Below are 23,642 nucleotides of genomic sequence, written 5' to 3' on the forward strand. Positions count from 1 at the left end.
TCGCGGGAGCCTAAACCCAGGGATGAGGAGCGTTTGGCGGACCTCACAACTGATCAATAGCCAAACCTTTGCACTGTGAGAGGGCGAATCGCTTTACTTAACGAACGTTTAGCTCTAGTTTGGTCTCGTGACTGAACAGAGCAAAGGCAATGGCGTCTTGACGACTGCGACAGAATCCATCCTCTCCGCCAAGGACATCGAGTTCCAACTCTACGACTGGCTCAAGGTCGACCAACTCTGCGACCGACCTCGCTTCTCCGACCATTCGCGTGAGGTCTTCGACTCCGTGCTCGAAGCCAGCGAGGAGCTTGCCAAGGAGCGGTTCGCGACCCATGCACGAAAGTCCGACCTCAACGAACCGAGGTTCGACGGCACCGAGGTGACGCTGATTCCTGAGATCAAGTCTGCGCTCGACCAGTTCGCCGGCATCGGCCTGCTGTCTGCGACGATGGATGAGAGCGTCGGCGGAATTCAGTTGCCGCAGACGGTCGCGAAGGCCTGCTTCGCCTGGTTCCAGGCGGCTAATATCGGCACCGCCAGCTACCCGATGCTGACTATGGCCAATGCCAATCTGCTGCTCGAGTACGGTACTGAAGAACAGATCGAGAAGTACGTTGTGCCCGAGCTCGACGGCCGCTTCTTCGGCACAATGTGCCTGTCCGAACCCGAGGTCGGCTCCTCGCTGGGAGATGTCTCGACGAAAGCCGTTCCGGATCCCCAAGGCGGCGACGATGCGTTCCGCGTCCACGGCACGAAGATGTGGATCTCCGGCGGTGACCACGAACTCTCGGAGAACATCGTCCACCTCGTCCTGGCCCGTGCCGAGGGTGACCAGCCAGGTGTCAAGGGTCTGAGCCTTTTCCTCGTCCCGAAGTACCTCGTCAACGACGATGGCAGCCTCGGCGAACGCAATGATGTCGTTCTGTCCGGGCTCAATCACAAGATGGGGTGGCGCGGAACGACGAACACTCTGCTCAACTTCGGTGAGGGCACGCACACTCCGGCCGGTTCGGCTGGTGCTGTGGGCTACCTCGTGGGGGAGCGGGGCAAGGGTCTGGCCTGTATGTTCCACATGATGAACGAGGCTCGCATCGGTGTCGGAGCAGGTGCGGTCGGACTGGGGTACCACGGGTACCTCGATGCCCTCCGCTATGCCCGCGATCGCCGTCAGGGTCGTCCCGACGGTGCGAAGGGATCCGGTGGTGAGCCGATCCCGATCGCGGAGCACTCCGATGTCCGGCGCATGCTGCTGTCGTCGAAGAGCTACGTCGAGGGCGGGCTCGGGCTCATCCTCTATGCCGCGCGTCTGCTCGACGAATCCGAAACTGCTGATTCCGAAGTCGAGCGGGATCGTGCGGCACTGCTGCTCGATGTGCTCACCCCGATCGTCAAGACCTGGCCGAGTGTGTGGTGCCTGAAAGCCAACGACCACGCCATTCAGGTGCTCGGCGGAGCGGGATACACTCGCGATCACGGTGTCGAACAGCTCTACCGCGACAATCGGCTCAACCCGATCCACGAGGGCACGCACGGCATCCAGGCCAAGGATCTGCTCGGCCGTAAGGTCGTCATGAAGGGTGGGGCCGGTCTGCAGGTGTTGCTGGAGCAGATGCGGGAGACCCTCGCCGAGGCGGCCGACCGCTCCGAATGGTCCGCTGAGACCGCGGCGCTGACGTCAGCCGTCGATCGCATCGAATCCGTCACCGCCGCAGTGTGGTCGAGCGGGGATCCAGCGGTGGCCCTCGACAATGCGTGGACCTATTTGGAAGCAGTGGGCCATACGGTGGTGGCGTGGCTGTGGCTGCAGCAGGGAATGGCTGCCGAGGCGACCGTCGGTGAACGTGGCGACTCTGCTTTCCTCTGGGGAAAGATCGCCGCGGCGCGATATTTCTTTGCTCACGAACTGCCGCAGACCGGACCATGGTTCGATCTTGTGGAGAGCAGGGCGACGACATTCACAGACCTCGACGACTCCTGGCTGTGAGTTCGTTCAAGAACTGACAGTTGGATACCCGTCATCTGTCTTCACATGCGGATGGCGGGTATCTGTCTGTTGAGGCTCAGACGCTGCAGTCGGGTCTTCGTCTGTCGGCGATGATGAGCAGCCGGAGGAACACTCCGCCGATGAGCAGGCCGCCGATCAGGTCAGTGGCCCAATGCCAGCCGAGAGCGAAGGACACGACCACGGAATTCACGCTGACCGCTGCGACGCCCCAGCACAATAGGCGCACGGTTCTGGTGGAGACCTTGCCGTAAGTGGCAATGAGGTAGGCGACCGCGCCGTAGATGAGCACGGCTTCGGCCGCGTGCCCGGACGGATAGCTGATTCCGCGGCCGCCGATTTCGATGAGACCGCCTTGGAAGAACCGCGGATCGTGCAGGGTGGTCGCCGGTCGAGCGAGGAGGACCTTGAGTGAACCGATGCCGAGGTAGAAGGCCGCTTCGACAGCGATCGCGAAGACGATCGGTCGCCAGGACCGACGTTTGCGCGACAGCACGATCGCGGTGATCGCCAAGACGGGAAGACAGACTGCCTGGCCTGCGATGGGGTCGAGGATGTGCTGAACGAACCAGACGAGATCGGGTTCGAAGAGATAGAGCCACCGTCGATTGAGCTTGTAGTCCCAGACTCGCAGCGGGCCGGCTGCGGCGAATGTGACGACGATGAAAGCGATCGCCAAGACCCAGATTGAGGTTGCCCAGGACAGCAACCCCTGTGCTCGTTCTGTCCACTGACTGCGATCTGAGGGGTTGCTGATCAGCTTCTCGGATTCGACATAGGGTTCAGCAACCATCAGAGTCGATTTTAGACGGAGTCGACAATCACTTCTGCTGTGGGGGATAAAGAAACGGTGAATTCTTGCGAGGATTCTCTGAAAGTCGCGCCGGTCGATCTATCGGAATCAGTGCCCGCGGGCGCGAACGACCATCGTGGCGATGCGCACGCGATTGTTCGTGTCCAGCTTGACGTTGATTCGATTGAGGTGAGTCTTGACCGTAGCCAGGCTCATGAACGTCTCCTCGGCGATCTCCTGATTCGACAGACCGTCGGCCACGAACTCGGCGATCTGCCGCTCGCGATCGGTGAGTCCGGCCAGCAACTCAACGGCCTCCCTCTGCAGTCGATGGTCGGAGTTCGACCTGACCTTGGCGATGACCTGCCGCATCGACTGCGGGGCGAGAATGGGCTCACCTGCGTGGACCTTGCGGACCGCAGCAGCGAGATCCACAGGGCCGATGTCCTTGAGGAGGTATCCGGCGGCCCCCGCCTCGAGCGCCCTGAAGAGGTGATCGTCGCTGCTCATGCTCGTCAGAGACACCACCTTCGGCGGTCGTACACTGTTGAGCAGACGCTGAGTAGCTTCGATCCCGCCGATTCCGGGCATCCGTATGTCCATGAGCACGACATCGGGAAAATGCAGACCTGCCTGCTCGACGGACTCTTCCCCGCTCAACGCCGAGGCGACGACGTCGATGCCGTCGGCCGCCTGGAGTATCCCCCTGATCCCGGTGATGACCATGGGATCGTCATCGACGACCATGACTCGGATCGGGGCGGCTTGGTTCATGAATGTCACAATACCCGAGGCTGCTGTCACAACTTGTCGCAGCGCTGAAGTCGCTGTTCCACATGGCTCTTTCGGCCGTTGTCGGCAGACGTTCCGGCAGAATGCGAAACAGTCCGGACAGGATCGGAAACAGTCCGGACAGGATCGGAAACAGTCCGGACAGGCTGCGAATCAGTTCGGAGGAGAGAAGGACCGGAAGCTCACCTGGACGTGGAACTCATTGCCGATCACCCCGATCGACGCGTCTCCGCCGAACATCTCGGCGCGCTCCCGGATGCCGACAATCCCGGATCCCGACCCGGTCGACGCCAAGTGCGCTCCGTGCGGCACCGGACTCGTCCCGGGCGGCCCCCACTTCTGAGCGGGCGCACCGGCGCCGGGTTCTCGCGCCGAACCCGGTGCGTATCGGGGGCGAGGCGGAACATCGACCGGGGCTGAACCACGCGGAAGCGGATTGCTCACCGCGATCTGGATTCCGCGAGCTGCCGAGACGGCGACGTCCACCGTCACGGGCACGTTCGGTGCATGCTTCATCGCGTTGGTCAGAGCCTCCTGAACAATGCGAAAGGCCGCACGGTCGAGCGCAGGCGGGCACGAGTCCACGTCCTGGATGACGACGAGGGGGCGGATGACCGTACCGGTGGAGGCCACAGAGGAGATGAGCTCGGGAATCGCTGACATCGTCGCACGGCTCGGAGGCGACGAGATGCCATGGCCAGGCCGCGGACGGGCCAGATCTCCGCGCCTCACACCACCCACCAGATGACGCAGATCCTCCATGGACGCACGGGCCTCCTCCCGCAGGGCAGACGCCGTCGCAGCGACCTCGGGGTCGGTGCGTGCCCCGACCTCAAGGGCACCGGTATGCAGAGATATCACCGACAGTCGGTGGGAGAGCGTGTCGTGAAGCTCGCGTGCCAAGAGCTCTCGCTCCGACTGCCGCGCGATCTCGGCCGTGAGCGACTCATTGCGCAGAGCTTCGCGTTCGGCGATCGACTCGACCGCCCTCATCTTCCGAGTCCGACGCAGAAGCGCACCGACTCCCAGCGCCGTACACAGTCCGATGACTCCGGCAGCGACCGTGATGATTCTGATCGCCAGGTGCGCATCCTCCGGCGGAATGGTCGCCTCGAGCCCGGTGACCTGAGCCGGATCGGGCAGGAAGAAGATGCTGAAGGGATTGTGCTCAGCCGGTGCCAGACACATCCTCACCGTGGAGAACGCGATCAGTCCGGTGCCCACCGCCGAGGCGGTGATCGCCTGCCGCCGGGGTGCTCGGACGACGAGGTGGAAGACCGCAATGAGCAGCATCAGCGCATCGCCCCAACCCGCGGTGAGCAGTCCTCCGGCGACGAAGGGCACCCACGGCCATCGGTGACGGAGGAAGACGAGTCCCCATACGAGGAACAGCAGCAGGACGGCGACGAGTCCGGTGTCGTTGAGTTCCCCGTCGGAGAATGCCCAGGCATTCGCCGTCACCGCCATTGACGAGGTGAAGAACCCGAAGAGGTAGAGAATGACGCCGACGAGGATGCTGCCGGCGATGCGCACGCCGCGCGGGATTCTGCGGCGAGGGGCGGATTGTACTGACACAAGAGAATCGTAACCGCGGGGGCTGACACACGTAGTCCACCTTTCAGCTGGACGGGATCAACCGATCGGCTGGTGCGGTCCAGCCCGATTGCGGACGCGCCGGGGCGCGGACGGGACGAAGCTGGAGCAGTCAGCCAGAACCAGCTTCGAAGGAGCGTCATGTCCCATTCGCGGAATCCCCAGAACACCCCGCAGCAGCCGCAGTCACCACAGCCTCAGCACCAATGGTCCCCGCAGCACCAGCCCCCTCACAGCAACCACCAGCAGCAGCCAGCTCATAACTTCGACCCCCAACAGTGGGCACCAGCACAGAACGCACCTGCCTACGGAGCCGGCGGCTACCCGCAGCAGCCCTACGGCCAGAAGCCGCCGAAGCGGAAGAAGCCGTTGCTGAAGCGCTGGTGGTTCTGGCTGCTCGTCGTCATCGTCATCATCGCCGTTGCCAGCGCGATCGGAGGCGGGGGAGACGACACCAACACTGCGAAGGGCGGCACGTCCGACGCTCAGCAGTCGGGGGAGTCCACGAAGAAGAAGGAGGCCGCCGACAAACCCGCCGAGGAGGCTTCGTACGGTATCGGAGACACCGTGGCCGCCGATGACTGGGAGATCACCGTCGCAGAGGTCGAGGACGGTGTCTCACAGGTCGGCGACGAATTCCTCAACGCCAAGGCACAGGGACAGTTCGTCCAGATCGAACTGTCGGTGAAGAACACCGGATCGGATCCGAACTTCTTCTTCGAAGACGACATCAAACTCGGTGATGAGTCCGGCAACACCTACTCTGCGGACTCAGAAGCCGGTATCTATGCGGCCGAGAACAACATCCTCTTCCTCGAAGAGATCAACCCCGGAAACACCGCCGAGGGTGTCCTCGTCTTCGACGTGCCCGAAGACGCCGACCCGAACAAGCTGACCTTCGCCGGCGGACTGTTCTCCGACCCGGTGGAGATCTCCTTGAAGTGACCTCACCGGTGCAGCTGTTCCGCCCGGGCGATGATCGACCGGGCGGCGCTGACCGTCTGCCCGAGGAATCCGCGCCCGAACAGACGGATATGAGCGAGCAGAGCGAAGAAGCTGTGCGCCGGCAGGTCCTCCTGCCAACCGTCCGGCATCGGGTGGGCCTGTTCGTAGCCGGAGAAGATCTCCTCGAGAAACGGGGCACCGAAAAGGGCGAGCAACGCGAGGTCTTCCAGTCGGTGACCGCCGTGGGCGGCCGGATCGATGAGCGTCACCCCAGTCGGTGTCCACATAAGATTCCCCGCCCACAGATCGCCGTGGACGCGGGCCGGCGTCTCTGCACCCTCACCGCAGATGCCGGCGAAGGCGCCAGACGCGATGGCATCGATCGCCGAGGCGACCGTCGCCCGGTCCTCACCTCTGAGATCCCCGGCAACCGCAGAGGTCAGGGGTCGTAAGCGCTGCCCGACCCAATAGTCGGTGAAATCGTCGACGGGCTCGGCAGGCACCTCGAAGGGACTGTCGAGGGGGCCGAAGAATGACTGCGGGGCCGGTGACCAACCGAAACCGGGAGCACCCGCATCGTGGAGCCCGGCGAGGGCACGACCGAAGGCAGCGGCCGCCTCGGCGTCGGGACCGGTCTCCCGGAGACGGTGCAGCCGCAGAAAATCCGGCCCGTGTTCGAGCACTTCGACGACCGGGACCACATCTGGTTCGGCCAGCCACCTCAGCCCGGCGGCCTCGGCGGCGAAGAAGCCGTCCGGGGCGGACTTCCGCAGTTTGAGGAAATCAGTCATGGCCACAGGTTAGCCGGGGGAACCGTTGTCCGTCAGACCTCGGGTCAGTTCCCGAGCTCGGCGAGGAGACCGGCGGCAACCGAAACGAGGTCGCCATTGCCGGTTGCCCGAGTGCCGTCGATGAGGACCGGAGTGTCCTCCAAACCGGTGCGGATGCCGTGGCCGCGCCTGATGGCTCGGGCATTGACGACCCAGGAGGCGATGCCCTCCCCATGGTGGACCTGCGGCAGTTCGATGCCCGCATCGGCAAGGACCCGCTCGATCGCGGCGGCCTCAGCCAAGGCATGATCCGGATCGGTCACAGTGGGTTCGACGAGCACACGTGCGCATCGGTCGGCCAGCCCGGAATCGACGAATGCCGCTGCATCGTCGAGGCTGAGCAGACCTGCCTCGACTCGAACACCGCGCTCGATGAGCAGTTCGCACACTTCGCGAATTCCCGACTCACCTTGATTGGCACTGACGAAGTCAGGCAGCTCGGCCCATTCGGAGATGAGCGTGAGACGGACCTGCGGATCGGGTTCGATTTCGGCCGCGGTGCTCAAAGAGATCGGAATGCCCGGGCACGCGGCACGCACCTCACGAATCGTGGCCGAGACCGGTTCGGCATGAAAGGTCTGCCGGCCGGTCGCATCGAAGGGGTGGAGGTGGATGACCTGAGCACCTGCTGCCACGGCGGCGGCCGCCTCGGCGGCGATGGACTGCGGTGTCCGCGGAGTCGCCGGGTGGTCGCGATCACCGTTGAGGGCGGCATGCAGCAGCGGTTCGTGCGAAGCTGATCCGTTCATCTGTCCACTGTCTCGCATTCGTGACGGCGAGTACAGGTCCCTTCTGCAAGACCGTGAGAAGTCAGCCTCGAATCACTGCGAAGACACCGCGCGGGCACGCCCCGATCATGATGGGGTTCGGTGCGGCGTGTTGTTCGGAATGAGCCCGAATGACGGCAGATGTCGTGCAAGGATGAACCATCCTCGACCGAGGTGTCTCACATGGTAATAGGAGCTCAAATGGCTTTCGTCCTCTGGATCATCGCAGCGATCCTCGTCATCTCCGGCATCTTTGCGATCTTCCGCAAACAGCTGCTGTGGGGAATCGTCCTCATCGTCGTCGGCTGCCTCGTGGGGCCGGGCGGAGTCAGCCTCTTCACCTGACCGTCAGGTCCCGGACTGTCCCCTGCCCTGGCTGAGGTCATAGGGTGATCCCAGAGTCTGCCCAGCATCGAGACAGACCCGGAGAGAAAAGGGGCGCCCACGCGTGACAGAGACCGGAGACCTGAGTACTGCCGGGGCGCAGAACGGCCATTCGTGCTGCGCCCCGGCGACCAGCCGCGCCGAGGCGGTGGACAGTCATGTTTCGCACCCTGGTGCTGATCCTGCCGTGAATTCGGAGTCGGAGCCCGAGTTCAGCTTCGACTTCGTCACCGCCGGCGGCACCTTCGACATGGGCGATCCCTTCGGCGACGGGCATCCCGCCGACGGTGAGGGGCCACGTCACCGCGTGAACCTCACCGAATTCGAGATCGCGACGACAAGCGTGACGAATGATGATTTCGCCCGGTTCGTCGCTGACACGGGGTTCGTCACCACCGCGGAGCGTCTGGGGACCTCAGCGGTCTTCGCCATGCTCTTGGAGACCAATCCGGGAGCAGAAGCTCACATCCTCGGTCAGGCTCCAGGCGTGCCCTGGTGGGTCGAAGTCTCCGGGGCGAACTGGGCCGCACCCGAAGGTCCGGGATCGACCATCGACAACCGAAGAGACCATCCTGTCGTCCACATCAGCTGGGACGACGCCCAGGCCTATTGCGCGTGGTCCGGGACACGGCTGCCGAGCGAAGCCGAATGGGAGCTCGCCGCTCGCGGGGGCCTCAAGGGCCGCCGCTATCCGTGGGGCAATCGGCTGCTGACCGACGGGGAATGGAACTGCAATATCTGGCAGGGCGAGTTCCCGCGTACGAACACCCTCGACGACGGCTTCATCGGCACCGCACCGGCCCGACACTTCGCGCCCAATGGGCTTGGCCTGTTCAACACCGTCGGCAATGTATGGGAATGGTGCGCCGACTGGTTCACCCGCGACTACTACCAGCATTCCCCGCAGTCCGATCCCCAGGGCCCCGACATCGGAGACAAGCGGATCATGCGCGGAGGATCGTTCCTGTGCCACGACTCCTACTGCAATCGCTACCGGGTGGCCGCCCGCTCCTCGAACACTCCGGACTCATCGGCGTCGAACATCGGATTCCGAGCCGTCCGAAAAGCACACTGAGCTCAGTCCCGGAGCTCCGCACCGAGGCGGCTCATCAGACACTCCGTCTCGACCGACAGCGTCTTGAGAGCGAACGCCACAGTCTCACGGGCATCCGCTCCGGTCCGGGTCACGGCCGTGATGTGCCGTGACGGGGCATTGTCACCGCTGATGGGGATTCGGCGCACCGGATGAAGATCCTGCGAGCGCGACATCCTAGACGCCACACATACTCCGAAGCCGCCGTGGACGAGGGCGGTTCCCGTGTTCCAGTCATCGGCGAAATGCCCGATGCGGGGTGCGAACCCGGCCGCCGCACAGCTGGCCATGACGAGCTGGTGGTAGCCCGTGCCCGGCCTGCCCAGAATCCATATCTCATCGACGGTGTCGGCGATCGTGACCTGTGCGCGGTCCGCCAACGGGTGGTCAAGGGGAACCATGAGGTCGAGCGGGTCGTCGATGAGGACGTGGTGGCTGAACCGATCATCACCGCCGGCGGGGATGTCGGGAGCCGCGACGACGATGCCGATATCGGCATCTCCGGAGAGCAGGTAGTCGTAGCATTCGCCGGGTTCGGCTTCGATCGTCTGAGTCTGCATATGCGGGAACTGCCGGTTGAGAGCCCGCATCGTCGGCGGCAGCAGCAGACTGGCGGCGGTGGAGAAACCGCACAGTCCCAACGAGCCGGACACAGTCTCGGAGTAGCGACCGAGATCGGCCAGCGCCATCTCCCACTCCGCCGACATCACATCGACATGGCGCAGCAGCGCCTCGGCAGCCGGGGTGAGCCTGACATTGCGCCCGTGCTGTTCGAGCAGTGTCACTCCGAGCTCGGCAGCGAGCTGTTTGACCTGGTGGGACACCGTCGACGGCGAGTAGCGCAGTGAGTGTGCCGCGGCAGTGACCGTGCCGTGTCGCTGGATCATGCTCAACATGGTGAGCCGACTGTCGATCATGTGCTCCTATCGAATGGTTTCGTGGGGTTTCTTACGATAGACAACAATACTCTCGTGGCTCCATCATGGAATCGACAGGGCGATGCGAATAATCACCAGGAGGTCGCAGAGCAGACTCGGAGACGCAGCCGCAGTCACCGAGGGAACAGATGACGACGCGAAGAGACGGAGGTTCCGTTTGGCCGAGAACGCACGTATCAGAGGGACGAGGCGACAGCTGTGGTTCGGCGCGTTGGTTCTGCTCATTCTCTCGGCAGCCGCGAACATGGCCAGCCCTCTGTATCCGCTGCTGCAAGAGGCCCACGGGATGTCGGAGTCCATGATGACTTCGCTCTATGCGACCTATGTCTTCAGCTGTCTGCCGTCGCTGCTGCTGTTCGGCTCGGCTGCTGATGCGTTCGGCCGCAAGCCGGTGCTGCTGGCGGCGATCGCCCTGGTCGGCTTCGGCACTGCGGTCTTCGGGATCGAGACGGCGGGAATCGCCGGTCTGTTCATAGGTAGGGCCCTGGTCGGCATCGGACTCGGGCTGGGCACCGGCGCCGGAATCGCTCTCATGGTCGAGGCCTCACCGGCGCGGCGAGTCTGGTTGGGGTCGACTCTGGCGACGATCTCGTTCGTCTTGGGGTCCGGACTCGGCCCGATACTTGCAGGCGTCGTGTCATCGCTGTCGACGGCGCCGCTCGCTCTGCCGTTCCTCGTCATGGTGTTCCTGATCGTCATCGTCATGGTTCTCATCGCGATGATGCCGCTGCAGCGGCCGATCACTCGGCAGCGGTGGAGGCCGACCTGGCCGTCAGTGCCCGGCGCCATGCGCACTAGCTTCAACATCGCCGCTCTGACCGGATTCATCGGCTGGACGGCGCTCGGCCTCTTCCTTGCTCTGCTGCCTTCGATGGCGCAGTCGATCATTCCGAGCTCGGGCACCCTGACCTCCGGCCTCATCGTCGGCTCGGTTCTCGTCGTCTCGGCCGCGAGCCAACTGATAGCCCCGAAGTTCCAACCGCGGGCGGCTCAGACCCTGGGGCTGACGCTCATGGGGCTCGGGGCAGCACTCCTGCTGTCATCGAATCTGCCCGAGATCAGTCCCGCGGCGGTGAAGGTCATCATGGTGTTCGCGGCCGTGGCCACTGGCATCGGGCACGGGCTGAGTTACTGGGGAGCCAATCGGGAGATCGACGTGCTCACTCCGCCGAAGAACCGAGCCGGCATCTCCGCGGCACTCTATCTCGCCTTCTATGCCGGGGCCGGTGCTCCGGCTGTCGTCGTCGGAGTGCTGGCGCTGAGTATGCCGCTGGTCATCGGCACGATGATCTTCACCTTGGCCCTGCTGCTGGCGACGATCGTCACGATTCCGGTTCCGAGTCTCTCCCAGACGGTGATTCGGCAGTCGAAGGCTGCGGTTGCGGTACCGGATGCCGAACCCGCATCTGCTCTCGGCGACGTCGACGCCGAACGTTTCGACAGCGGATACGGCGGCTCCGGCCGCGACAGCGGGACCGCCTCGGCCGGGCACTCGGCCGCCCGATAGACTGCGAGTCATGTCGAGAATCACCTGCCCCGAACTGAGCACGAAGACCGTCACCGCTGAGGAGGCGGCCCGCCATATCGACAATGGCCAACGTGTGGCGATGAGCGGCTTCACCGGTTCCGGGTACCCGAAGGCAGTGCCGGGGGCGGTGGCCACACGTGCTCAGGCCGCCCACGACCGTGGTGAGGACTTCCGGATCGAACTGTGGACGGGAGCATCGACCGCGCCGGAACTCGACGGGGTACTCGCCGAAGCGAACGCGGTGAGCAAACGGCTGCCGTTCCAATCCGATCCGGCGATGCGGGCCTCGATCAATTCCGGTGACACCGCGTATGTCGACACTCACCTCAGCCATTCGGCTCAGCAGGCGTGGTTCGGCTTCTACGGCAACCTCGACGTCGCCGTCGTCGAAGTCGCGGCGATCCTGCCCAACGGTCTGCTGGTTCCCGGCAGTTCCGTCGGGAACTCGAAGACATGGCTCGACCTGGCCGACAAGGTCATCCTCGAGGTCAACGACTGGCATCCGCGCGGCTACGAAGGCTTCCACGATGTCTACTACGGAACCCGGCGTCCGCCCGAGCGGCTGCCGATCCAACTGCTCGAGCCGATGCAGCGCATCGGTGACCCCTATCTGCGTGTCGACCCGGCGAAGGTCGTCGCCGTGGTGGAGACGAACGCTCCGGACCGGAACCTGCCGTTCAAACCTGCCGACGAGGACTCGAAGGAGATTGCCGGCCACCTCGTTGATTTCCTCCGCCATGAGATCGCCGCAGATCGGCTGCCGCCGGAGCTGCTGCCGCTGCAGTCAGGCGTCGGCAATGTCGCCAATGCGGTGATGGGCAATCTCGCCGACAGCGAGTTCGCGGGACTGACCGCCTATACGGAAGTCATCCAGGACGGAATGCTCGACCTCATCGACAGCGGAAAGCTCACCTCGGTGTCGGCGACGGCGTTCTCACTCTCGGCCGAACGGGCAGCGGACTTCAATGACCGGATCGAGTCGTACAAGGGCAGGATCCTGCTGCGCACCCAGGAGATGTCGAACCACCCAGAAGCCATCCGCCGACTCGGCATCATCGCCATCAACGGAATGGTCGAGGCCGATATCTACGGCAACGTCAACTCCACGCATGTGACCGGTTCGTCGATCATCAACGGCATCGGCGGCTCCGGTGACTTCGCCCGCAACGCCTACCTCAACTTCTTCGTGTCGAATTCGCAGGCCAAAGCGGGAGCGATCTCTGCGATCGTGCCGTTCGCCAGCCATATCGACCACACCGAACACGACACTCAGATCTTGGTCACCGAACGGGGCCTGGCCGATCTGCGCGGACTGCCGCCGGTGGCCAGGGCACGGAAGATCATCGACAACTGCGCCCACCCGGACTACCGGGACCGTCTCACCGACTACCTCGAACGTGCGATCGCGGCGAACCCGACCGGTCGGCATACCCCGCACATCCTCGCCGAGGCTCTGTCCTGGCACGAGAAGTTCATCACGACCGGGCACATGTGAGCGGCAGCGGGGCCCCGACCCCGCCGGTTCAGCCGCTTATCACGGTCGGCACCGCGGCGACCACCCAGGCGAGTCCTGGCCCGATGAGGCACATGAGGCCGGCGTAGCCGATCATCTGTCTGTAGTAGCGGTCGCGGATGCTCGGATGGACATTGGCCAGGAGCATCGCGCCGTTGGTCGAGAACGGACTGATGTCGACGATGGTCGCGGCGATCGCCAGCGCCGCGACGAACCCTCCGACATGCACGTCGCCCGACTCGAGGAACGGCACCGCCAGGGCGATGACGACACCGATGATCGCTAAGGACGACGCCAGCGCGGAGATCAGGCCGGACATGTAGAACAGCAGCAGCGCCGCCAGCAGGGGGACGCCGATCGCTGAGATGCCGGCCGAGACCCATTCGACGGTTCCGGCCTCCTGCAGCACGGCGATGTAGGTGAGCACTCCGCAGATGAGGATGACGATCGACCATGAGACCTTCGACAGCGCGGCCTTGCCTGCGGCCGGGTCGATGGCGGCGAGCACTACCGAGATCGTGATGGTCACCAGGCCCACATCCCAGCTGAAGATGATCACGGACAGCGCCATCGCGATGAGCCCGATCAGGGTCGGGATCTGAGAGCGTGTGAGACGGATGGTCGTTCCGCCGTCGGATTCGGACCCTGGGTGGGGGTGAGCCCCATCTGCCTCCGCGCGCAGTCCTGGCCGGCGACGGAGGACGAACCAGACAACGACCGCGAAGACGGTATTGAAGATGAACGGGGCGAGGAACAAGGTCAGCGGCGCAGGGGTGAGGCCGTTCTTCGTCAGATAGTCGTTGATGAAGATGCCGTAGACGCTGATGGGCGAGAACGCGCCGGCCAGGGCGCCGTGGACGACGAGCAGACCGACCATGAACTGATTGATCCCATGACGCCGCGCGAACGACAGTGCCAGCGGCGCGATGATGGCCACGGCGAAGAGCGCCCCGAGCGAGATGAGGACAGCTGTCAGCGCGAAGAAGATCCAGGGCATGAGTCCGATGCGCCCGCCGACGAGCTTCACGCACCAGCGGACGATCACTTCGATCGCGCCGTTGTTCTGGGCGAAGCCGAAGAGGTAGGTCAGGCCGACGAGCGTAAGGAAGAGGTCGACGGGAAATCCTGCGAGGAACTCTTCGGGCATCTGGTGCAGGACGAGGCCGCCGACGCCCGCGGCCGCGATGAAGCCGAGCAGGCCCATATTGATGTCCCGCCAGGTTCCGATGACGAACATCAGTCCGAGGACGATTACGCAGATCAGTTCTGCACTCATGGGTTCAGCTTCTCCTTCGAACGTCAGCCGCGGAATGTCCGGCGGCACATGGGCATGCGACTCAAATTAATGCATGTCACCTGGTGCGATCAGGTCCATTCGGCATATGAACTCACAGCGACGTTCAGCGGAAGGACTCAGTTGCCGATTCGCCGCTTCGTATAACTGAGGGCAGAATTCGTCCATCGCGGATAGTGCGGACGATCACAGACTCGTTAGTGTGTCATTCAGCTTCATCGGGCCGCACGAGAGTCGTCTGGACTCAGCGCGGCATCCTCCGTTTCTCAGTCTGCGAAAGGTCGCCGTCGATCATGAACGAATCCACACCGGAGCCCAGCGAATCCGATGTGCTCACGGCCGCCTCGGCGATCGTCGATGCCTTCGCCGCCACGGACACTCAGTCGTATTTCTCCCGATTCGCCGAGGACGCCTCGTTCGTCTTCCACCCCGAAGCGCGACGCCTGAACACTCGTGCGGAATATGAAAGGGAGTGGGCTTCGTGGTTGGCCGACGGCTTGTCAGTGGCCGCCTGCGCCTCATCGGACCAGCTCGTCCAGACCTTCCCCGGCGGAGCCGTGTTCTCCCACACCGTTGATACGACCGTGAACACCGCAGACGGGCGGGAATCATACCGGGAACGCGAATCGATCGTCTTCCGCCGCCTCGGTGACGGTGAACTCATCGCCATCCACGAACACCTCTCCACGGTCCCGGACCCTGCCGACGGCTCGTCGGCGGCTGGTCCCAGTGCCGCCGAAAACAAGCCCGGCGCCGAGGAGGGCGCGCAGTGAACTGGTACCGCCGTTTGGAACAGCGATTGGAATCCGGCCACGATTCCGGAGTCATCCGCGGAACCCTGAGCGGGGGACGGATGTTCATGATCTGGCTGGCCGCGAACCTAGTCGTCACGACCCTGTTGACCGGAACCCTGTTCGTCCCCGGCGTCGACTTCACCACAGCGGTCATCGTCATCATCGTCGGCACGCTCATCGGCACCATCGTGCTCACGCTCATCGGCAACATCGGCACCCGCACGGGCCTGGCGACCATGGCCATCACCCGCGGTGCCTTCGGCGCCAAGGGCAGCTTCCTGCCGGTCGCCGCCAACGTCATCATCCTCATGGGATGGAGCTGGGTGCAGGCCATGTTGGCGGGAATCAGCGTCAACTACGTCGTCGCCCAGACGACGGGATTCTCCAACCCGATACTCTTCTCCGTGCTCTGCCAGGCGCTCGTCGTCGGACTGGCGATCCTCGGCCACGAAGGGATCGAGAAGGCCGAACCCTGGTTCGCTCTTCTCATCCTGCTGGTCATGGCCTATGTCTTCGTCATCGCGTTCACGGGACACTCACCCGGAGAATACGCAGGAATCGAGAGCCTGCCGGAGCTCGAGTTCACTCCGGTCCTCGCACTCGATATCGTCATCTCCACAGCCGTCTCCTGGACCGTGCTCTCCGGCGACCTCAACCGTTTGGCCGGGACTCAGAAGGCCGGAATCGTCGGATCGGGTCTGGGCTACCTGACCTCGACCGTGCTGGCGATGCTGCTGGGTCTCACCGCGTTCAGCTTCATCCTGCTCGACGGGGGAGACCCGGCCGAATTCGACCCGACGGCCCTAGCCGCGGAATTCGGATGGGCGCTGGCCATCGTCATCTTCCTCTCCGTCATGGCCACGAACACGATGGTTGTCTACGGAATGGTCAACTCCGTCGTCGGCGCACAGAGCAGGACGAAGCTGAAGTTCCTGCCGACGGCCCTCATCCTCGGCGCGATCTCGATCATCGGATCGACCTGGCTGGCCCTGCTCGATCAGTACACCGACTTCCTCACGATGATCGGGGCGTTCTTCGTCCCCGTCTTCGCCATCCTCATCGTCGACTACTACATCATCAAACGCGGTGCCTACTCACCCGACATCCTCAAGGACTCCGGCGGCCTCTACTCCTACACCCGCGGAGTCAACTGGGTGGCCGTCGGGGTGTGGGTCCTCGGGGCGTTGGCGTCCTATGTGCTCACCTACGCCTATCCCAGCCCGATCGGAGCGACGATCCCGTCCTTCGCCATCTCCTTCGTGCTCTACCTCGTGCTGTCCTGGGGCAGCCGAGCGAAGTTCGCGGGAACTCGGCATGCGCACCTGGCCGACGGGATCCGCGGAAGCTGAACGGGGAGTTCTCGGTTCCGGGCCGGGAACTGACCACTATGTGCCGTTCACAGTTGATGAAGCAGCACAGGCGCTATGATCGCAACGGTCGGCCGGAATCACAGAAGGGAACCGGGTGTCTGTGATGGTAGTCTTCGACAGGTTCATGCCCCCGAACCGTCGACTCAACCCCGAGGCGCTGGCCTGGGTCGCGGTGATCGTGCTTGCCATCGTCATGCTCGCGGTGGAATCGTCGATCGCCGTCTCGGTCAACGAGGCCCCCGTCGCATTGGCCTTCGTGGTCACCATCGTCCATGTCGGGTCCATGCCGCTGTCCATGCTGCGACCGCTCTTCGGAACGATCATGTCGATCGCCGCCTGCACTGTGCTGCCGCTGCTGGGGCCGCTCGTGTCGGGTGTGCCGTGGCCGTGGATGGTTCCGATGATGATCACTCAGATCGTCATCATCCTCATCATCGGCCTCCGCGCCCACTGGGGAGTGGCCCTGGCCGCACTGCTCGGCAGCATCGCAGGTTCGGCGGCCGCGGTGCTCATCACTCATCTGCTCGTCGCAGACACCCGTACTGACGGTGCCATCGTCAACATCCTCATCTACTCCTGCATCGCCGGAGGCGTCTACCTCGCCGCGGTCATCATCCAGCAATGGCAGCTCATCCGCTCCCAACTGGTCCAGGAGAAGGAGAACACCGCGGAGGAGCACTCCAAACGCGTGACCATCGAGGAGAAGGCCCGCATCGCCAGGGAACTCCACGACATCGTCGCCCACAGCATGTCGATCATCAACATCCAAGCCTCCAGCGCACCGTTCCGCCATGCCGGGATCGACTCAGAAGTGGCCAAAGAGTTCGAAGACATCTCCACCTCAGCCCGCACAGCGCTGACCGAGATGCGCGGACTGCTCAGCGTCCTGCGCAACGATGAAGGCGGAGGCGAACTGGCGCCGCAGCCGAAGTTCTCCGAGATCGACCCGCTCATCGAGAAGGCCCGACAGGCCGGAGTGCAGGTCACCGTCGAACGCAGCGGCGAACCGATCGACCACCTCATGCGCGACAGCACCGGACTCGCCGGCTACCGCATCATCCAAGAAGCCCTGAGCAACGCGATCCGCCACGCCCGCAACTCCGCCATCGCCATCCGTATCCGCGGTGGCAGCTCAGCCGTCTGGATCAGCGTCACCAATGACCACGGCGACGGTCCCGGCGAGGCCGCGAAACACGAGAAGCACAGCCGGCAGGGACTGATCGGCATGCGCGAACGGGCAGCCTCCGTCGGTGGGGAGATCCGCAGCGGAGCCACTGCCGACGGAGGCTTCGAAGTCGAAGCAGTGCTGCCGCTTTCGCCCCGCGAACGCTCGACCGACGACGGTGAACCGAGCGCCGACACACCGGGCACGGACACTTCGGCCACGGACAAGGAGACCCCATGATCAGGATCGTCATCGCCGATGACCAAGCGATGGTCCGCGCCGGCTTCGCCGCGCTGCTGAGCGCTCATGCAGATATCGAGGTCATCGGACAGGCCGAAGACGGTGCACACTGCGTCGAGCTCGTCGCCGACCTTGGCCCCGATATCGTCCTCATGGACGTCCGAATGCCGCTGATGGACGGAATCGAAGCAACCCGCACGATCGTCGCCGCGAATGCCGAGACCCGGATCATCATGCTCACCACCTTCGACATCGACGACTATGTCTTCGATGCCATCCGCGCCGGGGCCAGCGGTTTCCTCCTCAAGGATGCCCCGCCCAGTGAACTCGCCGAGGCGGTCCGCATCGTCGCCGGAGGCGAAGCGCTCCTGGCACCGAGCGTGACGAAACGGGTCATCGAACACTTCGCCACCGGAGGACAGAAGCCCAACCGCACAGCGCTGCCCGAACTCACCGACCGAGAACGCGAGATCCTCATCCAAGTCGCCCGCGGAGCGTCCAACACGGAGATCGCGGCGAGTCTGCACATCGCAGTGCAGACCGTGAAGACCCACGTCTCCCGGATCCTATACAAACTCGATGCCCGAGATCGCGCCCAAGCAGTCATCGCCGCCTACGAATCAGGTCTCATCGTCCCCAACAGCTGAGTTCTGCACCTGTCCTCACCTCGGACCCCCTACCCGAGTAGGGGGTGAAGAACGGCTCCCAGGGGTGACGAAAAACGGCGCGGGCATCCATACGGTGGGAACCATGAACCCGTCTGACCTCATGACTTCCGAACCGTCTTCCCCAACTGCGACCGAACTGTCGACTCCGGCACCGGATCGGGCCACGCGGGCCGCAGTGCTCGAACGCAGGCGAGCGAAGAGGGGAACCGCCGAACAGGAATTCACCAGCGACTTCAGCGCGCTGATGGCGCAGGTCAAAGAAGCGGGCCTGCTGGCCAGACGGCCGGGCTGGAACACCCTGCGCTTCGTCCTCCTCGGACTCGGCTACGTCGCATCCTTCGCCATGCTCTTCCTCATCGGTGAGAGCTGGTGGCAGATGGCGACCGCAGTCGTCTTCGGTGCACTGTTCACCCAGACCGCCTATGTCGCCCATGACGCAGCACACCGGCAGATCTTCACCAGCGGAAAAGTGGGGGAGTGGGTGTCGACGATCATCGGCAACCTCTTCATCGGACTGAGCTACGGATGGTGGCTGAAGAAGCACAATGCGCTTCACCACGCCAATCCGAACAAGGCCGGAGTCGACGGAGACATCGCTCCTGGCGCCCTCGTCTTCACTCCCGAGGATGCACGTGAACGCACAGGCCTGGCCAAATGGTTCGCCGCACGTCAGGGCTGGTTCTTCCTGCCGCTGCTGACCCTGGCCGGCCTCCAGCTGCACGTCGAATCCGTCAAAGCCATCGTCCGGGGACAGTCGTCGATCAAACGCCGTTGGATCGAAGGCGTCTTCATCGGAATCCGCCTCATCGGGTTCCCCGCGCTCGCCATCTGGGCGGCAGGTCCTCTCATCGGCAGCGTCTTCTTCCTCGTCCAGCTCGCCGTCTTCGGCGTGCATATGGGCGGATCATTCGCCCCCAACCACAAAGGACAGCCGATCGTTCCCAAAGATGTGAAGATCGACTTCCTGCGCCGTCAGACGCTGATGTCACGCAATATCTCCGGCGGTCGCTTCATGGGATTCCTCATGGGCGGTCTGAACTATCAGATCGAACACCACCTGTTCCCCAGCATGCCGAGCGTCAACCTGCACCGGGTGCAGCCGATGGTCCGCGAATACTGCCGCCAGAAGGACATCACCTACACCGAGACGACTCTGCTCGAGTCCTACAAGATCATCATCGCCTACCTCAACCGGGTGGGCCTCGGCGAAGCAGACCCCTTCGACTGCCCCGTCACCGCGCAGTTCCGGTCGCGCTGACCGGCGGGCCTTATTCGGTTCGCACCGAGGGACCGTCGGGGGAAACTCAGGTGAGGTGATCGTGGTCGCCGGAGACCCATTCGGCATAGCGTTCTGCTGAGGTCTGCACTGCAGAGTGTGCCCCGGAACCGATCGACTGACCGAAGTTGCCGTACATGCGGTCGAAGTCGAGATCGATCACCGAAGCGGCGATGCGCCTGACGACCGTGGCCGACAACGGCAGATAGTTCGGGAAGCTGCGCATGAACGTCACCCACCCCGATCGCGCCACCGGACCGATCGAATCGCCGCTGAGCATGACCCCGGCGCCGTCGGCGCCCGTCCAGACTGCCACCGCACTGCCGGGGAAATGACCTCCCGTCCTCCGGAGCCTCACCCCAGGCACCGGCTCCGCCTCGTGGAAATAGGGGCAGACGGCCCGGCCGGTCCGCTGCACCCATTCGAGGTCGGCCCGGCACACGAAGACGGGAGCTCCATCGAATGCGGCACTCCATTCCAACTGGGTGCCGAACATGTGCGGGTGGCTGGCGGCGATCGCCGCAACTCCGCCGAGGTCCCGGATCGCCGCGACCGCCTCGGCGTCGATATAGGCGGGAACATCGAAGAGCACATTGCCGGAATCGGTGCACACGAGATAGCAGGTCTGCCCGATCCCGAGCTTCGGTTCGACGCGGATGGCGAAGAGATCGGGTTCCCTCTCCGTGGTGGCGATGCGGTGGCCCTCGGATTCGAGGTCTGCCCGAGTCGTCCACTGTTGGCCGGAGGCAGGAACCCATTGCCGATCGTCCTCGCAGATCGGACACAGCTGTGGTGGAGGCGTCGTCGTCTCCACCCCGCAGGTGCGGCAGATCGTCACATCGGAAAATGCCACCATGTCATCCTCTCGGTTCCACAGAGGAAACCACAGACTCCCACCGAGCCTAGTCCTCACATGAAGTGAAGACCAGGATCGATGGGAGTCCAACGACGCGGCAGCTTGTCAGTGGGCGGCCGTGTGCGCCTTCCTGTGGGCGAGGACGTGGCCGACGAGGATGAGCGCGATGCCGACGACGAGCCAGGCGCTGAGCACCCACCACTGGAGAGCCGACGGCGCGTCAGGGAAGTAGGAGAGATCGCGCAGCAGCGTGCCCGCCGCTCCGGGCACGAAGAACTGACCGATATCGCCCCAGGAGCCGGCGAGGAACTCCTTCGGCTGATTGAGCGAGGCGATCGGATTGCCGATGAGCATCGTGAGCACTGCACCGAACGCGATGCCGGCAGGTCCGATGAGGGAGACGAAGCCGTTGATCAGGCCGACCGTGGCCGCGATCGACAAGCCGATCGCCAGGGCATTGATCGCGAAGTTCCCCTGCAGGATCCCGAACCAGGTCTGCATGATCAGGGCCAGTGCCAGTCCTCCGACGACTCCGTAGACGATGGTGCCGACCAGGCGCATCCGCCGTGAGCGGATGCCCATGCTGGTGAGCACACCGCCGACGATGCCGCCAAGGGTCAACGGCAGACCGGCGATGGCCAGTCCCGCACCGGAGGGATCGTCGTCGGAGAGCGGCACGACGTCGGTGATCTTCACCTGCGGAACCTCCGTCGCCGAGGCGGCCGGATCGGCGCCGTCTCCGGCCGGGTTGCCCTGCGGCGGGGCCTGACCGGAGGCAGCGGCCTCGAGAGCCTTCTGCATCTGCTCCTGCATCTTCTTCGTGCCTTCCTGGAGGCCCGAGATCGCCTGTTGGTCGATGTTGTGCTGCATCTGGGTGCCGATTCCGCTGAGCTGCTGCGCGACAGCAGGGGAGGCGGCCTTGGCGATGAGGATCTCCGGTTCGTCCTCGAGGACGAAGGCGCCGTAGACCTCTCGCTGTTCGATGAGGTTCACCGCCTCGGCGCGTGAGTCGACGGTCTTGAGATCGAGCATGCCGTCCGGGGCGTTCTCAGCGATCTGGTCGATCTGCTCTTCGTCTCCGACCGCTGCGATCGGCAGGTCTTTGGGGTCCGAGGTCACGGTCGGCCAGCTGAAGGCGAGCATGACGAGGCTGACGACGGCGGCGGCGAGGACGGCGACGAGGATCGCGCGTCCGAACTGCGGGGGAGCGGCCTGCGCCGCCTTCTCCGGTGTCTCGCTCACCGCCGAGTGGTCGGCCTTGTCTTCTCTGCTGAGTATCTGGGTCGGCATGTCTGTCCAATCATCGAAAACGAATACTCGTTCATTATGAATCCATCCGCTAGGATATATCAAGAATGGTCATTCATTTTTTTGGGGGAGATGTGCCGAAGGTCACCGAGGAGCACAGGAGTGCGATGCGTGCCAGGATTCAGGATGCGGCGCTGGCCTGTTTCGCGCGCAGAGGGTTCGCCGGTGCGTCCATGGCCGACATCGTCAAGGAAGCGGGGCTGTCGGCCGGAGCGGTCTATGTCTACTATGCGTCGAAGGCCGACCTGATGATCGACGTCGCCCGCCGGGTGATGGAGCCGCGCATGGCGGTGCTCGAGGCGGCCAAGTCCGGAAGTGAGGTGACAGCTCCTGCCGAGGTGTTCGTCGAGCTCATCGATTCCCTGCTCATCGACAATCCGTTCGCCTCGGTCATGGTTCAGGTCTGGGGGGAGTCTTCCTACGACAAGGAGTTCGCGAGTTTCGCCGGTGGGGTCTTCGAGACGCTCATCGAAGAATTCACCGTTTATCTTGCTGCCTATCTGCAGGATCAGCGGGGAGCGGACGCTGAAGGCGCGCGGGCTCGTGCCGCGGCAATGGTGCCCGGGCTGCTGGCAATGATCCAGGGGGCCGTCGTCCAGTCGACCGTCTTCGGCGAATCCTCCCGGCTGCGGGTCCGGGCCGGAATCGAAGCAGTGATCTCCAGCGTCGATTTCTGAGTTCGTCGGCTGCTCATACGGAATCGCCGTCGTCATCGACCGAGTGGACGCGGTCTTCGCGCATGCTCACCGTTTCGACGCCGCTCAGTTCCATGAGCGGGGCGACGAGCAGGTGCAGAGGCCGCTTTCCGTCGAACCTCACATCGACCTGCACCATCCGCGTCTCGTCGGGGGACTCGAAGCGGCGCGAATCGACGATGGTATTCGCAAAACCCATTCGGCCGGCCAGAGCGAGGATCTCGCGGAGGACACCGGCCCCGTCGTGGTAGGTGATGCGCAGGAGTTTGCGATGGTCGCTGTTGGGGATCCTGCGGATGAGAGGCGCGATGACGAACAGCGTGAACAGGTGCAGAGCAGTGAGCATGGCGGCCAAGGGCAGCATTCCCGCACCGCAGGCCATTCCGACGGCCGCGGTGACCCAGATCGTTGCGGCGGTGGTGAGTCCGCGGACCATGTTGCGTCCTTTGAAGATGACTCCGGCGCCGAGGAAGCCGATTCCGGAGACGATCTGCGCGGAGATTCGTGAAGGGTCGAGGCGGACGTCGTTCTCGAGCACTCCGGCGAATCCATACGCGGAGATCAGAGTGAAAGCGCAGGTGCCGATGCCCACGAGCACGTGGGTGCGGTACCCGGCGGCCTTCTGCCTGAACTGCCGCTCGAAGCCGATGAGGGAGCACAGGACGAAGCTGGCCAGCAGCAGGCCGGCTTCCAACAGGCCGGTGCTGCTCATGATGTTCTCAAGCGACGCGGAGTTGACCATAGTGCCTTCACCATAGCCCCACACCCAACGAACAACCCCCAATTACTACCTGACGG

At 63.9% G+C, this 23,642-nt stretch carries 22 protein-coding genes; 12 read left to right on the forward strand and 10 right to left on the reverse strand.

Annotation, left to right across the window (positions count from 1 at the left end; translation table 11 throughout):
- Nucleotides 1–127 precede the first annotated feature (127 nt).
- Nucleotides 128–1,984 (forward strand): acyl-CoA dehydrogenase, encoded by a 1,857-nt coding sequence (locus HK108_RS00580; protein ID WP_229663877.1) that lies wholly within the window; start codon nucleotides 128–130, stop codon nucleotides 1,982–1,984.
- 76 nt (nucleotides 1,985–2,060) lie between these two features.
- Here the strand turns inward: HK108_RS00580 and HK108_RS00585 are convergent, their stop codons facing one another.
- From HK108_RS00585 to HK108_RS19030, 3 genes are all read right to left on the reverse strand, one after another.
- On the reverse strand, nucleotides 2,061–2,795 hold the full coding sequence (locus tag HK108_RS00585; protein ID WP_229663878.1) for a phosphatase PAP2 family protein: 735 nt from the start codon (nucleotides 2,793–2,795) through the stop codon (nucleotides 2,061–2,063).
- A gap of 108 nt (nucleotides 2,796–2,903) precedes the next feature.
- The gene (locus tag HK108_RS00590) at nucleotides 2,904–3,569 is read right to left on the reverse strand and encodes a response regulator (RefSeq protein WP_181270345.1); all 666 of its coding nucleotides are present in this window, start codon (nucleotides 3,567–3,569) and stop codon (nucleotides 2,904–2,906) included.
- 171 nt (nucleotides 3,570–3,740) lie between these two features.
- Entirely contained in the window at nucleotides 3,741–5,162 is a 1,422-nt protein-coding gene (locus HK108_RS19030) for a sensor histidine kinase (protein WP_229663879.1), read from the reverse strand.
- Nucleotides 5,163–5,321: 159 nt separating this feature from the next.
- On the opposite strand from HK108_RS19030, the gene HK108_RS00600 reads away from it, so the two are divergent.
- Nucleotides 5,322–6,125, forward strand: coding sequence for a DUF4352 domain-containing protein (locus tag HK108_RS00600; RefSeq protein ID WP_181270346.1), 804 nt, complete (start codon nucleotides 5,322–5,324; stop codon nucleotides 6,123–6,125).
- A gap of 2 nt (nucleotides 6,126–6,127) precedes the next feature.
- Here HK108_RS00600 and HK108_RS00605 read toward each other — a convergent pair whose 3' ends face one another.
- The gene (locus HK108_RS00605) at nucleotides 6,128–6,916 is read right to left on the reverse strand and encodes a fructosamine kinase family protein (protein WP_181270347.1); all 789 of its coding nucleotides are present in this window, start codon (nucleotides 6,914–6,916) and stop codon (nucleotides 6,128–6,130) included.
- Between the two features lie 44 nt (nucleotides 6,917–6,960).
- Nucleotides 6,961–7,704: a 3-keto-5-aminohexanoate cleavage protein gene (locus HK108_RS00610; RefSeq protein WP_181270348.1), complete on the reverse strand. Its 744-nt coding sequence runs from the start codon at nucleotides 7,702–7,704 to the stop codon at nucleotides 6,961–6,963.
- A 219-nt stretch (nucleotides 7,705–7,923) separates the two neighbouring features.
- Between HK108_RS00610 and HK108_RS00615 the strand changes: the two genes are divergently transcribed.
- Nucleotides 7,924–8,067: a GPGG-motif small membrane protein gene (locus tag HK108_RS00615; RefSeq protein WP_167443931.1), complete on the forward strand. Its 144-nt coding sequence runs from the start codon at nucleotides 7,924–7,926 to the stop codon at nucleotides 8,065–8,067.
- 103 nt (nucleotides 8,068–8,170) lie between these two features.
- Complete coding sequence (locus HK108_RS00620) at nucleotides 8,171–9,181, forward strand: formylglycine-generating enzyme family protein (RefSeq protein WP_373284063.1); 1,011 nt, start codon at nucleotides 8,171–8,173, stop codon at nucleotides 9,179–9,181.
- Nucleotides 9,182–9,183: 2 nt separating this feature from the next.
- On the opposite strand, the gene HK108_RS00625 is transcribed toward HK108_RS00620, so the two are convergent.
- The gene (locus HK108_RS00625; protein WP_181270349.1) at nucleotides 9,184–10,116 is read right to left on the reverse strand and encodes a LysR family transcriptional regulator; all 933 of its coding nucleotides are present in this window, start codon (nucleotides 10,114–10,116) and stop codon (nucleotides 9,184–9,186) included.
- Between the two features lie 178 nt (nucleotides 10,117–10,294).
- On the opposite strand from HK108_RS00625, the gene HK108_RS00630 reads away from it, so the two are divergent.
- Together HK108_RS00630 and scpC are read left to right on the forward strand one after the other, a co-directional pair.
- On the forward strand, nucleotides 10,295–11,644 hold the full coding sequence (locus HK108_RS00630; RefSeq protein ID WP_181270350.1) for an MFS transporter: 1,350 nt from the start codon (nucleotides 10,295–10,297) through the stop codon (nucleotides 11,642–11,644).
- Between the two features lie 10 nt (nucleotides 11,645–11,654).
- Nucleotides 11,655–13,160, forward strand: a complete 1,506-nt coding sequence (gene scpC / locus HK108_RS00635; RefSeq protein WP_181270351.1) for a succinyl-CoA:acetate CoA-transferase ScpC — start codon at nucleotides 11,655–11,657, stop codon at nucleotides 13,158–13,160.
- A 28-nt stretch (nucleotides 13,161–13,188) separates the two neighbouring features.
- Here the strand turns inward: scpC and HK108_RS00640 are convergent, their stop codons facing one another.
- A complete protein-coding gene (locus HK108_RS00640; protein ID WP_181270352.1) occupies nucleotides 13,189–14,454 on the reverse strand; it encodes an SLC13 family permease in 1,266 nt (421 codons plus the stop codon).
- Between the two features lie 311 nt (nucleotides 14,455–14,765).
- Between HK108_RS00640 and HK108_RS00645 the strand changes: the two genes are divergently transcribed.
- The 5 genes from HK108_RS00645 to HK108_RS00665 all read left to right on the forward strand — a co-directional run bounded on the left by HK108_RS00645 (nucleotide 14,766) and on the right by HK108_RS00665 (nucleotide 19,967).
- Complete coding sequence (locus tag HK108_RS00645; protein WP_181270353.1) at nucleotides 14,766–15,245, forward strand: YybH family protein; 480 nt, start codon at nucleotides 14,766–14,768, stop codon at nucleotides 15,243–15,245.
- Nucleotides 15,242–16,615, forward strand: a complete 1,374-nt coding sequence (locus HK108_RS00650) for a purine-cytosine permease family protein (protein WP_229663881.1) — start codon at nucleotides 15,242–15,244, stop codon at nucleotides 16,613–16,615. Before HK108_RS00645 ends, HK108_RS00650 begins: the two co-directional genes overlap by 4 nt.
- A 145-nt stretch (nucleotides 16,616–16,760) precedes the next feature.
- Entirely contained in the window at nucleotides 16,761–18,041 is a 1,281-nt protein-coding gene (locus HK108_RS00655; protein WP_181270354.1) for a sensor histidine kinase, read from the forward strand.
- Nucleotides 18,038–18,688 (forward strand): response regulator, encoded by a 651-nt coding sequence (locus tag HK108_RS00660; RefSeq protein ID WP_139469577.1) that lies wholly within the window; start codon nucleotides 18,038–18,040, stop codon nucleotides 18,686–18,688. The genes HK108_RS00655 and HK108_RS00660 overlap by 4 nt, the downstream gene beginning before the upstream one ends.
- Nucleotides 18,689–18,791: 103 nt before the next feature.
- Nucleotides 18,792–19,967 carry a fatty acid desaturase family protein gene (locus tag HK108_RS00665; RefSeq protein ID WP_229663882.1) on the forward strand — a complete coding sequence of 392 codons (1,176 nt, stop codon included), beginning with the start codon at nucleotides 18,792–18,794 and terminating at the stop codon, nucleotides 19,965–19,967.
- Between the two features lie 46 nt (nucleotides 19,968–20,013).
- Here the strand turns inward: HK108_RS00665 and HK108_RS00670 are convergent, their stop codons facing one another.
- Nucleotides 20,014–20,841, reverse strand: coding sequence for an MBL fold metallo-hydrolase (locus HK108_RS00670; protein ID WP_181270355.1), 828 nt, complete (start codon nucleotides 20,839–20,841; stop codon nucleotides 20,014–20,016).
- A gap of 105 nt (nucleotides 20,842–20,946) precedes the next feature.
- Nucleotides 20,947–22,131: an ABC transporter permease gene (locus HK108_RS00675; protein WP_181270356.1), complete on the reverse strand. Its 1,185-nt coding sequence runs from the start codon at nucleotides 22,129–22,131 to the stop codon at nucleotides 20,947–20,949.
- Nucleotides 22,132–22,256: 125 nt separating this feature from the next.
- Between HK108_RS00675 and HK108_RS00680 the strand changes: the two genes are divergently transcribed.
- Nucleotides 22,257–22,826 (forward strand): TetR/AcrR family transcriptional regulator, encoded by a 570-nt coding sequence (locus HK108_RS00680; RefSeq protein ID WP_139469574.1) that lies wholly within the window; start codon nucleotides 22,257–22,259, stop codon nucleotides 22,824–22,826.
- A gap of 13 nt (nucleotides 22,827–22,839) precedes the next feature.
- Here HK108_RS00680 and HK108_RS00685 read toward each other — a convergent pair whose 3' ends face one another.
- The gene (locus HK108_RS00685; RefSeq protein ID WP_229663883.1) at nucleotides 22,840–23,586 is read right to left on the reverse strand and encodes an MgtC/SapB family protein; all 747 of its coding nucleotides are present in this window, start codon (nucleotides 23,584–23,586) and stop codon (nucleotides 22,840–22,842) included.
- Nucleotides 23,587–23,642 lie beyond the last annotated feature (56 nt).

The organism is Brevibacterium sediminis (genome assembly GCF_013623905.1).
In the GTDB taxonomy this organism is placed as follows: Bacteria; Actinomycetota; Actinomycetes; order Actinomycetales; family Brevibacteriaceae; genus Brevibacterium; species Brevibacterium sediminis.